Annotated in this window: 13 protein-coding genes; 2 read left to right on the top strand and 11 right to left on the bottom strand. The window is 59.5% G+C overall.

From position 1 onward, the window contains the following. Positions 1 to 39: 39 nt before the first annotated feature. Together QZQ97_RS15390 and treR are read right to left on the bottom strand one after the other, a co-directional pair. Entirely contained in the window at positions 40 to 1176 is a 1137-nt protein-coding gene (locus QZQ97_RS15390; protein WP_311994178.1) for a tail fiber domain-containing protein, read from the bottom strand. A 299-nt stretch (positions 1177 to 1475) separates the two neighbouring features. Further along, complete coding sequence (gene treR / locus QZQ97_RS15385) at positions 1476 to 2423, bottom strand: trehalose operon repressor TreR (RefSeq protein ID WP_126479949.1); 948 nt, start codon at positions 2421 to 2423, stop codon at positions 1476 to 1478. Positions 2424 to 2841: 418 nt separating this feature from the next. On the opposite strand from treR, the gene mgtA reads away from it, so the two are divergent. Both mgtA and QZQ97_RS15375 read left to right on the top strand, forming a co-directional pair. After that, on the top strand, positions 2842 to 5550 hold the full coding sequence (mgtA, locus tag QZQ97_RS15380; protein WP_311994177.1) for a magnesium-translocating P-type ATPase: 2709 nt from the start codon (positions 2842 to 2844) through the stop codon (positions 5548 to 5550). A gap of 146 nt (positions 5551 to 5696) precedes the next feature. Beyond that, positions 5697 to 8090, top strand: a complete 2394-nt coding sequence (locus QZQ97_RS15375) for a beta-N-acetylhexosaminidase (protein WP_311994176.1) — start codon at positions 5697 to 5699, stop codon at positions 8088 to 8090. Between the two features lie 41 nt (positions 8091 to 8131). On the opposite strand, the gene QZQ97_RS15370 is transcribed toward QZQ97_RS15375, so the two are convergent. From QZQ97_RS15370 to argF, 9 genes are all read right to left on the bottom strand, one after another. After that, on the bottom strand, positions 8132 to 8860 hold the full coding sequence (locus QZQ97_RS15370; RefSeq protein WP_013811319.1) for a proteasome-type protease: 729 nt from the start codon (positions 8858 to 8860) through the stop codon (positions 8132 to 8134). A gap of 96 nt (positions 8861 to 8956) precedes the next feature. Further along, the gene (locus QZQ97_RS15365) at positions 8957 to 9763 is read right to left on the bottom strand and encodes a transglutaminase family protein (protein ID WP_311994175.1); all 807 of its coding nucleotides are present in this window, start codon (positions 9761 to 9763) and stop codon (positions 8957 to 8959) included. Further along, positions 9760 to 10689, bottom strand: a complete 930-nt coding sequence (locus QZQ97_RS15360) for an alpha-E domain-containing protein (protein ID WP_311994174.1) — start codon at positions 10687 to 10689, stop codon at positions 9760 to 9762. The genes QZQ97_RS15365 and QZQ97_RS15360 overlap by 4 nt, the downstream gene beginning before the upstream one ends. Then, positions 10683 to 12119 (bottom strand): circularly permuted type 2 ATP-grasp protein, encoded by a 1437-nt coding sequence (locus QZQ97_RS15355; RefSeq protein ID WP_311994173.1) that lies wholly within the window; start codon positions 12117 to 12119, stop codon positions 10683 to 10685. The genes QZQ97_RS15360 and QZQ97_RS15355 overlap by 7 nt, the downstream gene beginning before the upstream one ends. 274 nt (positions 12120 to 12393) lie before the next feature. After that, positions 12394 to 12780 carry a 2-iminobutanoate/2-iminopropanoate deaminase gene (gene ridA, locus QZQ97_RS15350; protein ID WP_006323354.1) on the bottom strand — a complete coding sequence of 129 codons (387 nt, stop codon included), beginning with the start codon at positions 12778 to 12780 and terminating at the stop codon, positions 12394 to 12396. A 222-nt stretch (positions 12781 to 13002) separates the two neighbouring features. Then, complete coding sequence (gene pyrI, locus QZQ97_RS15345; RefSeq protein WP_013811322.1) at positions 13003 to 13467, bottom strand: aspartate carbamoyltransferase regulatory subunit; 465 nt, start codon at positions 13465 to 13467, stop codon at positions 13003 to 13005. 12 nt (positions 13468 to 13479) lie between these two features. Further along, the gene (gene pyrB / locus QZQ97_RS15340; protein WP_126479957.1) at positions 13480 to 14415 is read right to left on the bottom strand and encodes an aspartate carbamoyltransferase; all 936 of its coding nucleotides are present in this window, start codon (positions 14413 to 14415) and stop codon (positions 13480 to 13482) included. A gap of 414 nt (positions 14416 to 14829) precedes the next feature. After that, on the bottom strand, positions 14830 to 16398 hold the full coding sequence (locus QZQ97_RS15335; protein ID WP_311994172.1) for an ABC transporter substrate-binding protein: 1569 nt from the start codon (positions 16396 to 16398) through the stop codon (positions 14830 to 14832). A 256-nt stretch (positions 16399 to 16654) separates the two neighbouring features. Further along, positions 16655 to 17674, bottom strand: a complete 1020-nt coding sequence (argF, locus tag QZQ97_RS15330) for an ornithine carbamoyltransferase (protein ID WP_311994171.1) — start codon at positions 17672 to 17674, stop codon at positions 16655 to 16657. Between the last annotated feature and the right edge of the window lie 36 nt (positions 17675 to 17710).

Below are 17710 nucleotides of genomic sequence, written 5' to 3'. Positions count from 1 at the left end.
ATTTACTCCTGCATATCCTTATTACGAGGAATGGGGTTATCAGCTCTGTGTACCGGAAACAGCTTTTTCCAGCACCGCCAACCGAGACTCCAGCGCAAGCCGGGCTTCACGTTCTTCTTTTAACGCCTCGACCAGAAGGGCGACCACGCCATTGATATTAATTCCACGGGCATCTTTCAGAACGCTGCCGTCATTCAGTTTTAATTCAGTCTTGGTCACTGTCTGAGGTAATACGTTCTCCACTTCCTGGGCTATTACGCCGGCCTCCGGCACGCCTTGTTTCAGGTAGGTATAGCCACTGATTTTCCCCAGTTTCTCCAGTGCGCCCTCAATTTTCACGATCTCCGTTTTCATGCGGGCATCGGAGCTGCTGTGCCAGGCACCATTGGCGTAGGCGTGGCCATCATTGCGGAATTCGTACCAACCCTGTGCGCCACCATTAGCAACATGCAACCCCACAAAATGATGTTGACCGATGCGTTCGTAATGATAGAAGTCTGCACACAGCGCATCCTTCCCTTGGATGCGTATCCCGTTGGTGTTCCGGTCTGCGTTGTTATTAACGTTCTGGTTTCCGCTCGCTACAATCCAACCATCGACGTTGCGTTTGGTCAGTTGCCCAACTGAAAGTTCGGCATTGGCCCTGATCTGAATTTCATTCCAGCGCCCTTGCCAATCCCGGTAGGAGAGCAGGCCGTAATCTTCTTTACCGGGGAGGACCCGTGTCCCCATCATCATCGTGGTGGTGACGTTGCCGCTGGTAAAATCGGTATGTACAGGCGGCGCGCCGTACGTCTGCCCGCTGATAAGAGAAGCGGGGCCAGTGGTGACCGCGCCAATGCCTGCGTTATGCGACACCAGCGCACCGCCCGAGACATCCACGCCGTTACGCAGCGCCACGCGGCCGGTAGAGAGGTTGAAGGAGAAGGGGCGCAGCGTGTTCCACTGCCCGTTCTGCGCCTGGCCGTCAGGGGTAACCAGGGCGGAGAAGTTAAGCCCGTCACTGCGCAGGAGCACGCCGGTATTGCCCTTTGCCAGGCGAAAACCGATTTCGGATCGGGAGACAATTTCACCGTCGCTGACAACGCGTTTACGCAATGTGGACAGTGATTTCAGTTCAGTGATGTCTTCATTAATGCCGTTAAGCACTTGAGCATTTTTCTTTTCTTCAGCCATGATGAATCTTCCTTTTTGACACTCTGTTATTTGATGGCTAACAGCATCCGGTATCCTTCCGCCCATTCTGGCTAATGGCTATCGGTGTTCACGTTCCGTGTGCTGCCAAACCGCTGGAACACACAATAAGTACTGTATGTTTAACCAGTATCTTGTTGCTGTGGGCGACAGAGGTCAATCAGGAAAGGCTATTCGTTGTTGTGTGGTGGCTGATACAAAATGGCGATGAATTGATGCCCACCGAATGTGGGCAAGAACCGAGGATGCGGATAGGGGAATTATGCGGGCAAACCCCGCCGTCAGGCGAGTTTGCTGGGCACGATGATTTGGCGGATGCCCTGTTCGCCGCTGAGCTGGCCCAGCAGCTGTTGGGCGGCCTGCAACCCGGCGCTGCCGTAGCCCAGTTCTACCGAAAACGTCTCGGGGAACAGGAAGTTAAGCAGCGGCGTATTGCCGATGCCGCAGACCTGTAGCGGGGCGATGTGCTGCTGTTGCAGGTATTTGATGGCACCGAGGGCGATGGTGTCGGAGGCGCACACCAGCGCGGTGGTCTGCGGGCCAATCACTTCGGCGGCCAGTTGAAAACCGCTCTGATAGCTCAGTTCGCCCAGAGCGACGCTCGGGGTGATCCGCTGCTGGCGGCAGGCGTCGAGATAGGCCTGATGGCGGCGCAGGCCGGTGGTGGCATCGGCAAGTTGCACCCCCAGATAGCTGATATGCCGGTGGCCCTGCTGTTGCAGGCGTTCCATCAGCAGCCGAACTGCGCCATCGTCGTCGTAGCAAACCGAGGAAAATCCTTCGTATTCGCGCGCCAGCACCACCATCTTTTCCTGCCAGGGGCTGAGCATGGCCGCCGTCAGGCCGGTGAAACCGAACAGGATCACCCCGTCGACGTTGCGTTGTTGCAGCACGTGCAGATGCTCTTCCACCAGGCGAGTTTCAAACTGGCTTTCCATCACGATCGGGTCGTAACCCTGCTGATACAGCAGCGGCAGCATGGTGCGCACCGCCTGGTTTTCCGACGGCGAATCGAGGCGGGAAACGATAATCCCCACCACTTTGTCGCTCTGCCCGCGCATGGCGCGCGCCGACTTGGACGGCGTAAACCCCTGCTGGCGGATCACCGCTTCTACCCGTTCACGGGTTTGCGGGCTCACGCTGCCTTCGTTGTTCAATACGCGCGATACGGTGGATTTCCCCACGCCGCTCAGGCGGGCGATGTCCTTGATGGTCAGCCGGTTTTGCATGGTTTACTTATCGTTTAGGTTAAAAGGCGTAATCTGGCGGCCTACGATGAATGCCCGTCAGCATAGCCTATTTTCCGGTGCGGATCTTGGCGCAATGCGGGGATCTTCGTACTGCGCTGAACGGCCGCTCTTGTCGTTCGATCTTTTTATTTACCGGAGGTTATTACCCGTATGGATCCCGATCCGACCCCAATAGACACCCATTCGGCTCACCGGTAAAACCTCTCCGCTTTGCGCTGCTGTTTTACCGGTGAAATAAACGGTAACCGGTCGCGCGCGCTCTGTCGTTCGCTCCTGCTGCTTTTAAAAATACAAGAATCTGCCCCGGCAGAGGCTTTTTGGCGTGTCCGAAAGCTTTGCCCGGCGCGATTGCGCGTTTACCCGCAGCCGTGAGGCTACGGGTGACGAGGTGCGAATAATGAAACTTAAAAACATCCCCCGTCAGCTGCTGGGCCTGCTCAGCCGCAATTTGCCGCGCCGGCTGATTCGGCGCGATCCCCTGTTGGAAGGCGTCAGCGGCGTAGCGCATGAATTGCCCGCCGGCCTGGCCCGGCAGCGGCTGGAATGCGCCGCCGCCGATGCGACCCGGCTTTACGAGCGTTTCCATAGCCACCCGGAAGGCATTACCGCCCATGAGGCGGAACAACTGCGCCAGCGCTTTGGCGCCAACGTGATTGAGAACCAGCAGGCGGAATCCTGGTGGCGCCATTTGTGGCACTGCTACCGCAACCCGTTCAACCTGCTGTTGACGGTGCTGGGGCTAATCTCCTATGCCACCGAAGACCTGACGGGCGCGCTGGTGATCGGCCTGATGGTGCTGATCTCCACGCTGCTGCATTTCATTCAGGAAGCGCGCTCCAACAAGGCGGCGGACGCGCTGAAAGCGATGGTCAGCAATACCGCCACGGTCATTCGCAGCGACGCGTTGACCGGTAAAAGCGAACACCTTGAATTGCCGATTGCCCAGTTGGTGCCGGGCGATGTCATCAAGCTGGCGGCGGGGGACATGATCCCGGCGGATCTGCGCGTGCTGTCGGCCAAGGATCTGTTTATCAGCCAGGCGGCGCTGACCGGCGAATCTCTGCCGGTGGAAAAGATCGCCGAACCGCACGGGGTGGAGGAGGATCCGCTGGCGTGCCGGAACCTGTGCTTTATGGGCACCAACGTGGTAAGCGGCACCGCGCTGGCGATGGTGATCGGCACCGGCGGCGATACCTACTTCGGCCAGTTGGCGCAGCGCGTCACCAGCCAGGATGAACAACCGAACGCCTTCCAGAGCGGCATCAGCAAGGTCAGCTGGCTGCTGATCCGCTTTATGCTGGTGATGACGCCGATAGTGCTGTTGATCAACGGCTACACCAAGGGCGACTGGTGGGAAGCGGCGCTGTTTGCGTTGTCGGTGGCGGTGGGGCTGACGCCGGAAATGCTGCCGATGATCGTGACCACCACCCTGGCCAGAGGGGCGGTGAAGCTGTCGCAACAGAAAGTGATCGTCAAACGCCTGGACGCGATCCAGAACTTTGGCGCCATGGACATTCTGTGCACCGACAAAACCGGCACCCTGACCCAGGATAAAATCGTGCTGGAACGTCATACCGACGTGTTCGGTGCCAACAGCGACCGGGTGCTGCGTTACGCCTGGCTGAACAGCTTCTACCAGACCGGGCTGAAAAACCTGCTCGACGTGGCGGTGCTGAGCTGCGCGGAGCAGAACCGGCAGCCGGATGCGCTACAGCATTACCGCAAGGTGGATGAGATCCCGTTTGATTTTGAACGCCGCCGCATGTCGGTGGTGGTCGCCAAAGACGCGCAATATCACGAGCTGATCTGCAAGGGCGCGCTGGAGGAAATGCTGGCGATTTGCAGCCACGTGCGTCAGGAAGATGAAGTTCACCCGCTCAGCGAGGCGCTGCTGGCGCGCATTCGGCGCATTACCGACGATCTTAACCAGCAGGGGCTGCGGGTGGTGGCGGTGGCCAACAAGATCCTGCCGGCGCAGGCGCATGAATACGGCGTGGCCGACGAATCCGATCTGATCCTCGAAGGCTACGTGGCCTTCCTCGATCCGCCAAAAGAGAGCACCGCACCGGCGCTGGCGGCGTTGAAGAAAAGCGGCGTGACGGTGAAGATCCTCACCGGCGATAACGAACTGGTGGCGGCCAAGGTCTGCAAAGACGTCGGGTTGGCGGCAGATCACGTATTGTGCGGCAGTGAAATCGAACGGATGACGGACGAACAGCTGGCGCAGGCGGCGGCACGCACCACGGTGTTCGCCAAACTGACGCCGATGCACAAGGAGCGCATCGTCAAGCTGTTGCGTCAGCAGGGGCACGTGGTCGGTTTTATGGGCGACGGCATCAACGACGCCCCGGCGCTGCGCGCGGCGGATATCGGCATTTCCGTCGATTCGGCAGTGGATATCGCCAAGGAAGCGGCGGACATCATCCTGTTGGAAAAAAGCCTGATGGTGCTGGAGCAGGGGGTGATCGAGGGGCGCCGCACCTTTGCCAACATGCTGAAGTACATCAAGATGACCGCCAGCTCCAACTTCGGCAACGTGTTCAGCGTGCTGATTGCCAGCGCTTTCTTGCCGTTCCTGCCGATGCTGCCGTTGCATCTGCTGATCCAGAACCTGATGTACGACATTTCTCAGATCGCCATTCCGTTCGACAACGTCGACGACGATCAAATTACCCAACCACAGCGCTGGAACTCCAGCGATCTGGGGCGGTTTATGGTGTTCTTTGGGCCGATAAGCTCGATCTTTGACGTGCTGACCTTCTGCCTGATGTGGTGGGTATTCAAGGCCAATACGCCAGAAATGCAGACGCTGTTCCAGTCCGGTTGGTTCGTGGAAGGGCTGCTGTCGCAAACGCTGATTGTGCATATGATCCGCACGCGCAAAATTCCGTTTATCCAGAGTCGCCCTTCATGGCCGCTGTGCATCATGACGCTGGCGGTGATCGCCACCGGCATCGGCCTGACCTTCTCGCCGTTGGCAGGTTTCCTGCAATTGCAGGCGCTGCCGCTCGGTTATTTCCCGTGGCTGGTGCTGATCCTGGCCGGTTATATGGTGCTGACCCAGTGCGTGAAAGGCTGGTTCGTGCGCCGCTACGGCTGGCAGTAATCTCTCAAGCCCTCTCTGCGTTGCGGGAGAGGGCATCTGTGATCCACCCCGGTTTTTCGTCTTTGCGGTTGGACATCTGAACTATGCTCAGTCTTTATTGACAGCTTCGCTGTTTTTATTGATTTTTTTCCTTCGAGGAATTTCTGATGCATAGACTGCTCCGTTATACGCTACTGGCTTCATCGTTATTGCTTTCCCTCGGCGCGTTGGCGCAACCGGCCGGCTCGCTGCCGCTGATGCCCTGGCCACAGCAGGTCGAACTGACGCAGCCGGCGGGCAGATTGGTGCTGGATCACCGCCTGACGCTTAAGGTGCAGGGCGACGATCTGGCAGAGGCGGAGCTGCGCTGGCGGCAACGCATCGAACTGCAGACCGGTTGGACGTTGGCGCCGCAAACCGCAAAAGCCGACGGCTCGGCGATACAGGTGAACATCAAAGACAACGTGGCCGCTCAGCCGCTGCCCGGCAGCGATGAAAGCTATAAGCTGGCGGTGACGCCGCAGGGCGCCACGCTGACCGCCAATACCCGCTTCGGCGCACTGCGCGGCATGGAAACCCTGCTGCAACTGGTGCAGACCGATGGCCAAAATACCTTTCTGCCGCTGGTGACGATTACCGACGTGCCGCGTTTCCCGTGGCGCGGTGTGCTGTTGGATTCTGCGCGCCATTTCTTGCCGCTGCCGGATATTCTGCGCCAGCTCGACGGCATGGCGGCGGCCAAACTCAATGTCTTCCATTGGCACCTCACCGACGACCAAGGCTGGCGCTTCGCCTCTGAGCGCTACCCCAAACTGCAACAGCTGGCCAGCGACGGCCAGTTCTATACCCGCGAACAGATGCAACAGGTGGTGGCTTACGCCACGGCGCGCGGCATCCGGGTGGTACCGGAAATCGATCTGCCGGGCCATGCCTCCAGTATCGCCGTGGCCTACCCGGAATTAATGAGCGCGCCGGGGCCGTATCCGATGGAACGCGAATGGGGCGTGCACAAGCCGACGCTCGATCCGACCCGCGACGAGGTTTATCAGTTCGTTGACGCGATCATCGGCGAATTGGCGGCGATTTTCCCCGATCCCTACCTGCATATCGGCGGTGATGAAGTCGATGCCAGCCAGTGGAAGGCATCGGCATCCATTCAGGCGTTTATGCAAAAAAATCAGCTGGCGGATACCCATGCGCTGCAAGCCTACTTCAACCAAAAGCTGGAAAAAATCCTCGAACAGCACCAGCGGCGCATGGTCGGCTGGGATGAGATTTATCATCCGTCGCTGCCGCGCACCATTGTCATCCAGTCCTGGCAGGGGCCGGATTCGCTTGGCGCCAGTGCGCAGGACGGCTATCAGGGCATTCTGTCCACCGGTTTCTACCTCGATCAACCGCAGAGCACCGCCTATCACTATCGCAACGAAATTTTACCCCAGCCTCTGGGGGTAGATACCGAGGTGCAGCCCGATGAGCAGGCGCAAAGCTGGCAGTTCAGCATGCCGCGCCTGAAGGGCAGCGCAGTAGAAGGCAGTTTTACGTTGATCGAAGGCAAGCAGGGCTGGCGTGGATTTATCGACTTCAACGGTAAATCCCGCCGTGCGTTGCACGATATCGTCTGGCGTTCGCCGCAGCAGGTGACCTTCCGCCTCGACAGCTGGATGGGCGAGACGCGCCCGGTATTCAGGCTGCAACAGGACCAACTGAGCGGCTATACGCTGATCGGCAACGTGCGCTACCCGACCAGCGGCAGCAGGCTGGCGGCGATCCCGGCGGGCACAATGCCGGTGGTGCCGGAGGCGAAGCAACAGGCCAATATTCTCGGCGGCGAGGCGGCGCTGTGGGCGGAAAACGTCCGTGCGCCGATCCTCGATCTCAAGCTGTGGCCGCGCGCCTTTGCGGTCGCGGAGCGGCTGTGGTCGGCGCAGGACGTGACCGATGAAAACAACATGTATCAACGGCTGGCGGCGGTGGATGCCTGGTCAGTGGTGTCTGTGGGCCTGCAGCAGCATGCCGAAACCGCCCGCGAATTCACCCGGTTGGCGAACAGCGTGGAGATCTTGCCGCTGCAAATTCTCGCCGAGGCGGTGGAGCCGGGGCAGTACTACACCCGCCAGCACCTGAAATTCAAGGCCGGCAACTATCATCAGTTCGAACCTTTGAACCGTTTTGCCGACGCGCTGCCACCGGAAAGCAACGCGGTACGCGACATGGGACGACAGGTTGAAGCGCTGCTGAAGGACAAAAACGATCGCGCAGCGGCGCAGGCGATCCGCGAGCGTTTGCAGCGCTGGCAATTGAACACTGCAGCGGTGAAAACGACTGTCGTCGGTAACCGGGTATTGCAGGATTTGGCACCGGTGGCGCAGGACGTCGGTGCGCTGTCCACGCTGGGGTTGATGCTGCTGGAGCGCTATCAGCAGGGTAAGCCGTTGAGTAAAACCGAAGCCGGGCAGATACAACAGCAATTGGATGCCGCGGCGCAGGTGCGTGACGAAGTGGTGATTGCGGCGGTCTACCCGCTGGAGGCGCTGCTGCGCGCCTGCGCGATCGAATAAGGGGGTGATTTAGGGCTCAGCATGCTGAGCCCTAAAACAACTTACAGCTGCAACGGCGGCAGCTGTTTGAAAATGCTGACCAGCCCTTCGCCCCAGCCTTTGCGAATGGCACTGAAGTGCGGGTGATCTTCGGTAATGCGGTACTGCTGTTGGCTGCTGAAGCTGTCGCGCGGGTAGATCATCACGTCGAGCGGCAGGCCCACCGACAGGTTGCTGCGCAGCGTGGAGTCGAGAGAAATCAGCGCGCACTGCATCGCCTGTTCCAGCGGGGTATCGTAATTCAGCACCCGATCGATAATCGGTTTGCCGTATTTGCTTTCGCCAATCTGGAAATAGGGCGTATCCCGGGTGGCTTCGATAAAGTTGCCCTGCGGGTAGATATGGAACAGCCGCATCTCTTCGCCGTCAATCTGGCCGCCGAGCAGCAGGCTGCAACTGAAATCGGTGGTGCTGCCGCTCTGCTGGGCTTCGCTGTCGCGCTGGATCACTTCGCGCACCGTTTCGCCCACCAGCGTGGCGGCTTCATACAGGTTGGGCACGTTGAGCAGGTTGGGGCGATCGGCATCCTTGCTGCGGCGCAGCAGCAGGCTGATGATGCTCTGGGTGGTCGCCAGATTGCCGGCGCTTTGCAGCACCAGCGTGCGCTCACCGTCCTGCTGGAACACGTGCAGCTTGCGGAAGGTGGAGATATGGTCCACCCCGGCATTGGTGCGGGAGTCGGAAGCAAACACCAGCCCGGATGACAAGCGCATGGCCACACAATAGGTCATACCAAAATCCTTCAAACGCGAAATAATACCGTGCTCGATGACGGCACGCCGAAAAAAACCAGCGTGCCGCAAACCGCTGCATTCGGCAAGGGGATGTTATTGCCCCTGCGCCTGGCTGGCCGGCATCATCTGCACCGCGGCCACCGTCTGCATATCCTCGCTGCCGCCACCGAGCCTGATGCCGCGTACCGGGCAGGCATCCAGATAATCGATCCCCACCGCCAGCTTAAGGTGCTGATTCGGCAGGCGGGTGTTGTTGGTGACGTCGAAGCTGTGCCAGCGCTCGTCCACCCAGGCTTCGGCCCAGGCGTGGGTAGCGACGTGGGCGGAATCTTCGCTGTAAAGGTAACCGCTGACGTAGCGCGCCGGAATGTTCAGGCTGCGGCAGCAGGCCAGAAAGACGTGGGTATGATCCTGGCAGACGCCGTTGCCGGAAGCGAACGCCTGGGCGGCGCTGTCGGTCACCTCGGTGGCGCCCGGCGTGTAAGGCATTTTCAGCAACAGATCGCCCATCAGCTTTTCCAACCCGGCAAGCAGCGTTTCCGGTTGGTAATAGCGCAGCGCGAAGGCCTGGATGGCGCTGTCGGGTTGGGTCAGCGGGCTGTGGCGCAGGAACACCAACGGCGAGAGATGCCCCATCGTCGGGTCCTCTACGCCGTCTTCAATCTCCACCACGCCGTGGGCCTGAATGGTGATCGCCTGATGCGGGTGATCCAGCGTCAGCACGTGCAGCACATTGCCGAAGGCATCGGTGGTACACACCGCGTCTTCCGGCAACGTTAACTGCCAGGAGATGATGCGCTGGTGCTGCGAATCCTGCGGCGTCAAACGCAGATATTGGGTGCTGCGCTGCACCTGCTGGGCGTAGGTGTAATGGGTATTGTGCTCAATGTTCAGTTTCATTGCGCCTCCAGATAAGTGTGATGGATGCTTTCCGCGATGCCGTTGATCTGCCCGAGGAATAAGCCCAGCCAGTCGCTCAACCCCACCTTGTTCAGATCCTTCATGCTGCTGAAACGCAGTACGGCGTGCAGCGTGTGCGCCAGCCGACGCGGCTCATTGGCACTGTTGCCGCCAATCTGCTCCAGCTGTTGCACCATGTCGCCGACGCAGGCCAGCAGGGAGCGCGGGATTTCGTTACGCAGGATCATCAGTTCGGCAATGGTCTCCCGGCTGAGCTGTTGCTTGTAGATGCTGTGATAGGCTTCGCGCGCGCTGACCGCCCGCAGCAAGGTGTCCATACGGTAATACTCGCGCACCGGATCGCTGTCGTTATCCAGCAACTCGTTTTTCACTCCGAGCAGGCGCGCAGTGCCGTCTGCCCGCTCCAGCAGGGTGCCGAGGCGGATAAAGCACATCGCGTCGCTGCGCAGCAGGGTGCCGAACATCGCGCCACGAAACAGGTGCGAGCGCTCCTTGACCCAATCGAAGAAGCCGTCGGCGCCCACCGACCCTATGCCCTGGCGGCGGATCAGCTTCATTTCGATCCAGGTGGCGTTAATGCATTCCCAGACCTCGGAAGACAGGCTGCCGCGCACCGCATGGGCGTTGTTCCAGCCCATTTGCAGGCAGCTGTAGATGCTGCTGTGGTTACGGCTGTCGAGCGCAAAAAAGCTCACCAGATTGGCCATCGTCAGATCGGGATAGGCGGCGGCGTACAGTTGCCCGGTGCCGGTCAGGTTGAGCGGCACCTGCAGATCATGATCCTCGCTGTCGCGGATCGGCATCATCGACAGTTTGTTGGTCACGTCGAGCACCCGGGCGATGCTTTCTGCCCGCTCCAGATAGCGGGCCATCCAATAGAGTTCACTGGCAGTTCGGCTCAGCATGCGTCATCCTCCAACACCCAGGTATCCTTGGTTCCCCCGCCCTGTGACGAGTTGACCACCAGTGAGCCTTGCGCCAGCGCCACGCGCGTCAGGCCGCCGGGCACCAGGCGAATTTCCGCGCCGCTCAGGGCGAACGGCCGCAGGTCGATATGACGCGGCGCCAGGCCGTCGTTGACAAAGGTCGGGCAGGTCGACAGCGCCAGCGTGTTCTGCGCAATGTAGTTGTGCGGTTTGGCCAGCAGCAGCGCGCGGAAGTGGGCGATTTCGTCTTTGGTCGCCGCCGGCCCAATCAGCATGCCGTAACCGCCGGCGCCGTGAACCTCTTTCACCACCATCTGCTCCAGGTTCGCCAGCACGTACGACAGCTCATTCTTGTGACGGCACTGCCAGGTGGGCACGTTGTTGAGGATCGGCTCTTCCTGCAGGTAGAAGCGCACCATGTCCGGCACGTAAGGGTAGATCGACTTGTCGTCGGCCACGCCGGTACCTATGGCGTTCGCCAGCACCACGTTGCCGGCGCGATAGACGGAAAGCAGCCCCGGCACGCCGAGCATCGAGTCCGGGCGGAACGCCAGCGGATCGAGGAAGGCATCGTCTACCCGGCGGTAGATCACATCCACCTTGCATGGCCCGGCGGTGGTGCGCATAAACACCGCACCGTCCTTGACGAACAGATCGGCGCTTTCAACCAGCTCCACGCCCATCTGTTGTGCCAGGAAGCTGTGTTCGAAATAGGCGCTGTTGAAACGGCCCGGCGTCAGCACCACCACGGTAGGATCGTTAATCGGCGAGCTTTCGCGCAGGGTTTGCAGCAGGTGCGACGGGTAGCGCTCGACCGGGGCGATGCGCTGTTGGGCGAACAGCTCCGGGTACAGGCGCATCATCATCTTGCGGTTTTCCAGCATGTAGGACACGCCGGACGGGGTGCGAAGATTGTCCTCCAGCACGTAATACTGGCCATCGCCGTTGCGCACCATATCCACGCCGACGATATGCGCGTAAATATTGCGGTGCAGATCGACCCCCTGCATGCAGGGCTGATACTGATCGTTAGCCAGCACCTGTTCCGCCGGAATAATCCCGGCTTTCAGAATGTGTTGTTGATGATAGATATCGTGCAGAAAGGCGTTGAGCGCCTGTACGCGCTGGCGAATGCCGCGATCGAGCATCGCCCATTCGCCGGCGGGGATGATGCGCGGCACACTGTCGAACGGAATCAGCCGTTCGGCGCCGTCATCCTCACCGTAAACATTAAAGGTAATGCCCACCCGGTGAAACAGCAGCGCAGCCTCTTCTCTTTTGCGTTGAATGGCCTTTTGGTCGGCCTGTTGCAGCCAATGCCAGTAAGCTTCGTAGTGGCCCCGGTGTTTCCCCTCAGCCAGAAGCATCTCATCAAAAAACGGTGAAGCGGACAGGTCGATATTTAGCATCGTCACCTCGTTGACATTGCAGGCTGTAACAGGATCGAGCATAAAATGTGCCAAAATGTGAAAGGGGCGAAAACCGGCGTAAAAAGCAGGAAAAAGGCAGGGGAAAGCGCGATTTGGGTGCAGGCGCGGCGGGCGTTGCCTTAAAATGGGGCGAAAATGTGGTGCATTGGGGTAGCGATGATCCTTGATAGCGCACCCTGACGGATCGTTGCTTCAGGCGGGACAAATAAAAACGGCCAGCCGATGGCTGACCGTTGGGCGCGGGGTCGTGGAATCAACGACGAACGGCGATGGCTTCGATCTCGATCTTCACGTCTTTCGGCAGACGGGCCACCTCGACGCAGGAACGGGCCGGGAACGGCGCGTTGTGCTCGGTGAAGAAGCTTTCGTAAGCGGCGTTTACGGTGGCGAAATCGTTCAGATCTTTCACGAAGACCGTGGTTTTCACGATGTCGGCGACTTTCAGGCCGGCGGCTTCAACGATCGCCTTAACGTTTTCCAGCGACTGGCGTGCCTGTGCGGAAACGTCGTCGGCGACTTCGCCGGTTTTCGGATCCACCGGGATCTGGCCGGAAGTGATGATCATGCTGCCCAGATCAACGCCCTGCACGTAAGGACCAATGGCTGCCGGGGCGAGTTCAGTGCTGATGTTACGTGACATTTTTTCTCCTGATATACCCTTCGTCTTTCAAACCGCAGCGTTGTTGGCTGCGTACGCTCACCCCAGTCACTGACTTGAGTCAGCTCCTGGGGACTCTCGTACTTGCCGCCTAGCTGCGGCTCGAAATCCATTGGGTAGCAACGTGGGTAGATTATCTTCAGGGACTCATTATAGGGAGTGACGAGCGGATTAACAGCGTCGTTCCCGGCAAATGGGCATATTTCAATCCGCCTGCAGCACCACCTGATGGTCGAACTCTTTCTCGCAGTAGCGGCATTTCAGATGCACTTCGCCGTCGCGGGATTTCACGCCAAAGCTGGACGCCACCGGCTCGCTGCGGCTGATGCAGTTGCCGTTCGGGCAGGTCAGCACGCCGTCGATGTGGTCCGGCAGGCTGAGGGTCAGCTTGCGCACCACTTCGTAGTTGTCGATGCGGTTCACCGTGGCTTTCGGCGCATACATCGCCAGCTGGTTGGCCTGCTGCTCGGTCAGGAAGGTGTTCTCGATTTTGATCAGGTCTTTGCGGCCCAGCTCGTTGGAGGGCAGGTTCAGGCCGATGGTGATGCGCTGGTCGGTGGCGGTCAATTTGAACAGCGTCAGCAGCTTAAAGCCCACCTGCGCCGGAATATGGTCAATCACCGTACCGCACTTGATCGCTTCAACCTGCAGTTTGTTATCCTGAGTCATGATGGTTCCCCCTTAAAGAGCCAAATCTGCGTTTAATACCAGCGCCAGCAGCGCCTGGCGGGCGAAGATGCCGTTGCCGGCCTGCTGGAAGTAGTAGGCGTACGGCGTGGTATCCACGTCGGTGGTGATCTCGTCGATGCGCGGCAGCGGGTGCAGCACTTTGAGATTGGCGCGCGCGCCGGCCAGATCCGCCGCGCGCAGCACGAACTGCGCCTTCACGTTGGCGTATTCCGAAGGATCCAGACGCTCTTTCTGCACCCGGGTCATGTAGAGAATATCCAGCTCCGGCACCACTTCTTCAATACTGCTGTGCAGGCTGTATTCGATGCCTTTCTCTTCGAGCATTTTCAGGATGTAAGCCGGCATCGCCAGCGCATCCGGGGCGATAAAGTAGAAGCGGTTGCCTTCGAACTTGGCCAGCGCCTGCGCCAGCGAGTGTACGGTGCGGCCGTATTTCAGGTCGCCGACCATGGCGATATTGATGTTGTTCAGGCGGCCCTGGGTTTCCTGGATGGTGAACAGGTCGAGCAGCGTTTGGGTCGGGTGCTGGTTGGCGCCGTCACCGGCGTTGAGCACCGGGATGCCGCCGGAAAACTCCGTCGCCAACCGCGCGGCGCCTTCCTGCGGATGACGCATCACGATGGCATCGACGTAGGTGCCGATGACCGAGATGGTGTCGGCCAGGGTTTCGCCTTTTTTCCCCAGAGACGTATTGCTGCCGTCGGCAAAGCCGACCACCGAGGCGCCGAGGCGGTGCATCGAGGTTTCAAACGACAGGCGGGTACGGGTCGAGGCTTCGAAGAAGCAGCTGGCGATCACCTTGTGCTTGAGCAACTCGGGCTGCGGGGTGGCTTTCAGGCTGGCGGCGGTGCGCAGCACCAGCTCCAGATCCTCGCGGCTGAGATCGTTAATAGAGATGATATGTTTGTGATACAGCGGGTTGGCCATTTTTCACTCTCCTCGACGTATGCCCGTGGCACGGGGATGCCCGTCATCTTTCGAACCGCAGCGGTGTTGGCTTCCCGCTCTCCCCCCAGTCACTTAGTTGACTAAGCTCCTGGGGATTCCATCGGTTGCCGCCTGGCTGCGCCCCGAAATCTCTTGGGCATAATTTTTAAGGCAAAAAAAAGCCCCTCAACGAGGGGCTTGAAACGATCGGTTTAGCAACAGGAGAAACAACGGCAGTTGGCCGCCGATTGGCGGTCGGTTTTGTCGGTTGCGGCTAACAAAACACATGGCGTTTTTCATGCTTTCTCCTGGCAAATTGTCGCGCATTATACTCGCGCTTTTCGTCACTGCAAGCGCTAAAACGCCGATTTTTGCCGCTTCGCAATCGATTGGCCGGCGATAGCCGCTTGCCGGTTATTTGCTGACGCGATCGTAGTAGACCATGTCGGCGTTCAGGCCCTGCTGGTAGCCTTTGACGTTATCGCGCAGCACCACTTCGGTTTTGGCCTGATCGATAAACACATACGGCGAACTGCGTTGCAGCTCCTGTTGCATGGCGGTGTACAGCGCAGTGCGTTTGGCCGGATCGGCTTCGGCCACCGCCGCCAGCGTCTGTTTGCTGAGTTGCGGGATCTGCCAGCCATTGAGGCCCGCTACCGTGCTGGCCTTGCCGTCGTTATAGGCGAAGGCGCTGGCGTTGGAGTGCGCGTCAAAGTAGTCCGGGATCCACAGACGGATCGCTGCCTGATGCTGTTTGGCGCGCACCCGCGAATACACCTGGCTGCCGGCGGCCGGCAACAGGTCCAGCTTCACGCCGCCCTGGGCAAAACTGGCCTGCAACGCCTGGGCGATGGTGATAAACGGCGGCTTGTTCTCCACGTCCAGCGTCAGGGTAGCGTTGGTGATGCCGGCCTTGGCCAGGATCGCCCTGGCTTTGGCCGGATCGAAGCCGAACGGGTTGTCTTCCAGCGCGCCCGGCAGCCCGACCGGCAGGAAGCTCTGATGCACAAAATACTGGCCCTTCAGCAGATCCTGAGTGATGCCCTGATAATCGATCAGATAGCGCGCCGCTTCCCAGAAGGCCGGGTTTTTCAGCAGCGGATTGGCGGCGTTGCCGGTGTTGAACACTAAATAGTTCTGCTCGGCGGACGGGATTTCCAACACCTTCACGCCCGGTTGATTTTTTAACGCCACGGTCTGGTCCGGGCCAAGCTCACGCGCCACATCGGCGTCGCCCTGCTGGATCAGCAGGCGGCGGGTGGCCGGGTCCGGTACGCTTTTAATGATGATGCTGTGCAGCAAGGGTTTACTGCCCGGGGAGGTCGGGTTGGCGTCCAGCACGATCGCCTGATGCGGCTGGTAGACGCGCATTTTGAACGGCCCGCTGCCGGCAGAATGCATTTTCAGCCAGGCGTTGCCGTAGTCGCCGTCTTTGGCATTAGGTTGCACTGCCTTGCTGTCGACGATCGAGGCGATCGGCGTGGAGAGAATGTTCAGCGCCACCGCCGGGCTGACGTCCGCCGTCCAGCTCAGTTGCAGGCTGTGCTCGTCGATTTTCTTCAGCTGCGCGTCGATGTTGTCCGGCTGCCAGCCGAGCACGTTGAGGATAAACGCCGGCGACTTATTCATTTTCACCGCGCGGCTGTAGGAGAAGATCACGTCGTCGGCGGTCAGCGGATTGCCGGAGGCGAACACCGCCTGCGGGCGCAGCTTGATCGTCAGGGTTTTTGCCGCCGCATCGCCCTGCCAGCTTTCCGCCAGCACCGGCACCACTTTCGCCGGATCATCGCGATCTGCCTGTACCAGGCGCTGATACAGGCTGGGCACGGTCTGGATGCTGGACAGCTCGTTGGCTTCCGCCGGATCCAGGCTGACGATATCGTCCAGCGATTGCACCACCACCAGCGTATTGGGCGGGGTGGCGGCGAGCGTAGAGGTGGACAGGGCGGCAAGCATTAACAGCGGCAGGACTTTGGCTTTCATCGGTGTGTATCCCCTGAGGGCGCCACGCATGGCGCTGAGAAGTCGTTGTTATCGTTAATTTTCACGGCTTTTTGCCGCGAGTCTGCCACGGTAGAACCTTTGCCCAAGGCTGGCAAAGGTCAATCGGCTATTTGATATGACAAGAATATATTAGGCGCTCCGGCGGGGGTTGCCAGAGTGGGGAAGGGGTTGGGACGCGCAGCCGTAATGGCCATGCGTCCCATTGCCTGTGCGTGACGCGCCCCGGCAATATGCTTTAAATCGTTTCGCTCAGCGTGGCGACCATCACCGCCTTGATGGTGTGCAGGCGGTTTTCGGCCTGATCGAACACCACGCTGTGCGCGGATTCGAACACTTCATCGGTGACTTCCATGCCGCCCTGCAGCCCGTATTGTTCCGCCATCTGTTTGCCGAGGGTGGTTTGGTCGTCGTGAAACGCCGGCAGGCAATGCAGGAATTTGACGTTCGGATTACCGGTCAGTTTCACCATCGCCATATTGACCTGATAGGGTTTCAACAGCGCGATCCGCTCCTGCCAGGTTTCTTTCGGTTCGCCCATCGACACCCACACGTCGGTGTACAGGAAGTCCGCGTCCTTCACCCCTTCGGCAATGTCTTCGGTCAGGGTGATCTTGGCGCCGGTCTGTTGCGCCAGCGCCTGACACTCGGCTACCAGCTCCGGTTGCGGCCAACAGGCTTTCGGTGCCACCAGGCGCAGATCCATGCCCGCCAATGCGGCCGCTTCCAGCAAGGTGTTGCCCATGTTGTTGCGCGTGTCGCCGAGGTAAGCGAATTTCACCTCGTTCAAGGGTTTGCCCGGCAGCTGTTCCTGCACGGTGAGCAGATCCGCCAGCAGTTGGGTTGGGTGGAATTCATTGGTCAGCCCGTTCCACACCGGCACGCCGGCATGGGTGGCCAGGGTTTCCACCAGATGCTGGCCGTAACCGCGATATTGAATACCGTCGTACATCCGGCCCAACACGCGGGCGGTGTCTTTCATCGATTCTTTATGGCCGATCTGGCTGCCGCTTGGGCCGAGATAGGTGACCTGGGCGCCCTGATCGAAAGCGGCAACTTCGAAAGAGCAACGGGTGCGTGTCGAGTCTTTTTCGAAGATGAGCGCGATGTTCTTGCCCTGCAGACGCCGCGTTTCCTTACCCTGCTTTTTGGCCTGCTTCAATTCGGCCGAAAGCCGCAGCAGCGCCAGCAGCTCTGCCGGCGTGAAATCCATTAACCTCAGAAAGTGACGTTTGTAGAACGGGTTCATCGTACTCATTTCCGCATGTCCTGATCGTTTTAATTGAATTAAAAT

Origin of the sequence: Serratia sp. root2, from assembly GCF_031931805.1 — a bacterium.
Taxonomy (GTDB): domain Bacteria; phylum Pseudomonadota; class Gammaproteobacteria; order Enterobacterales; family Enterobacteriaceae; genus Serratia; species Serratia inhibens.
This window is presented reverse-complemented; position numbering and strand designations above follow the sequence as displayed.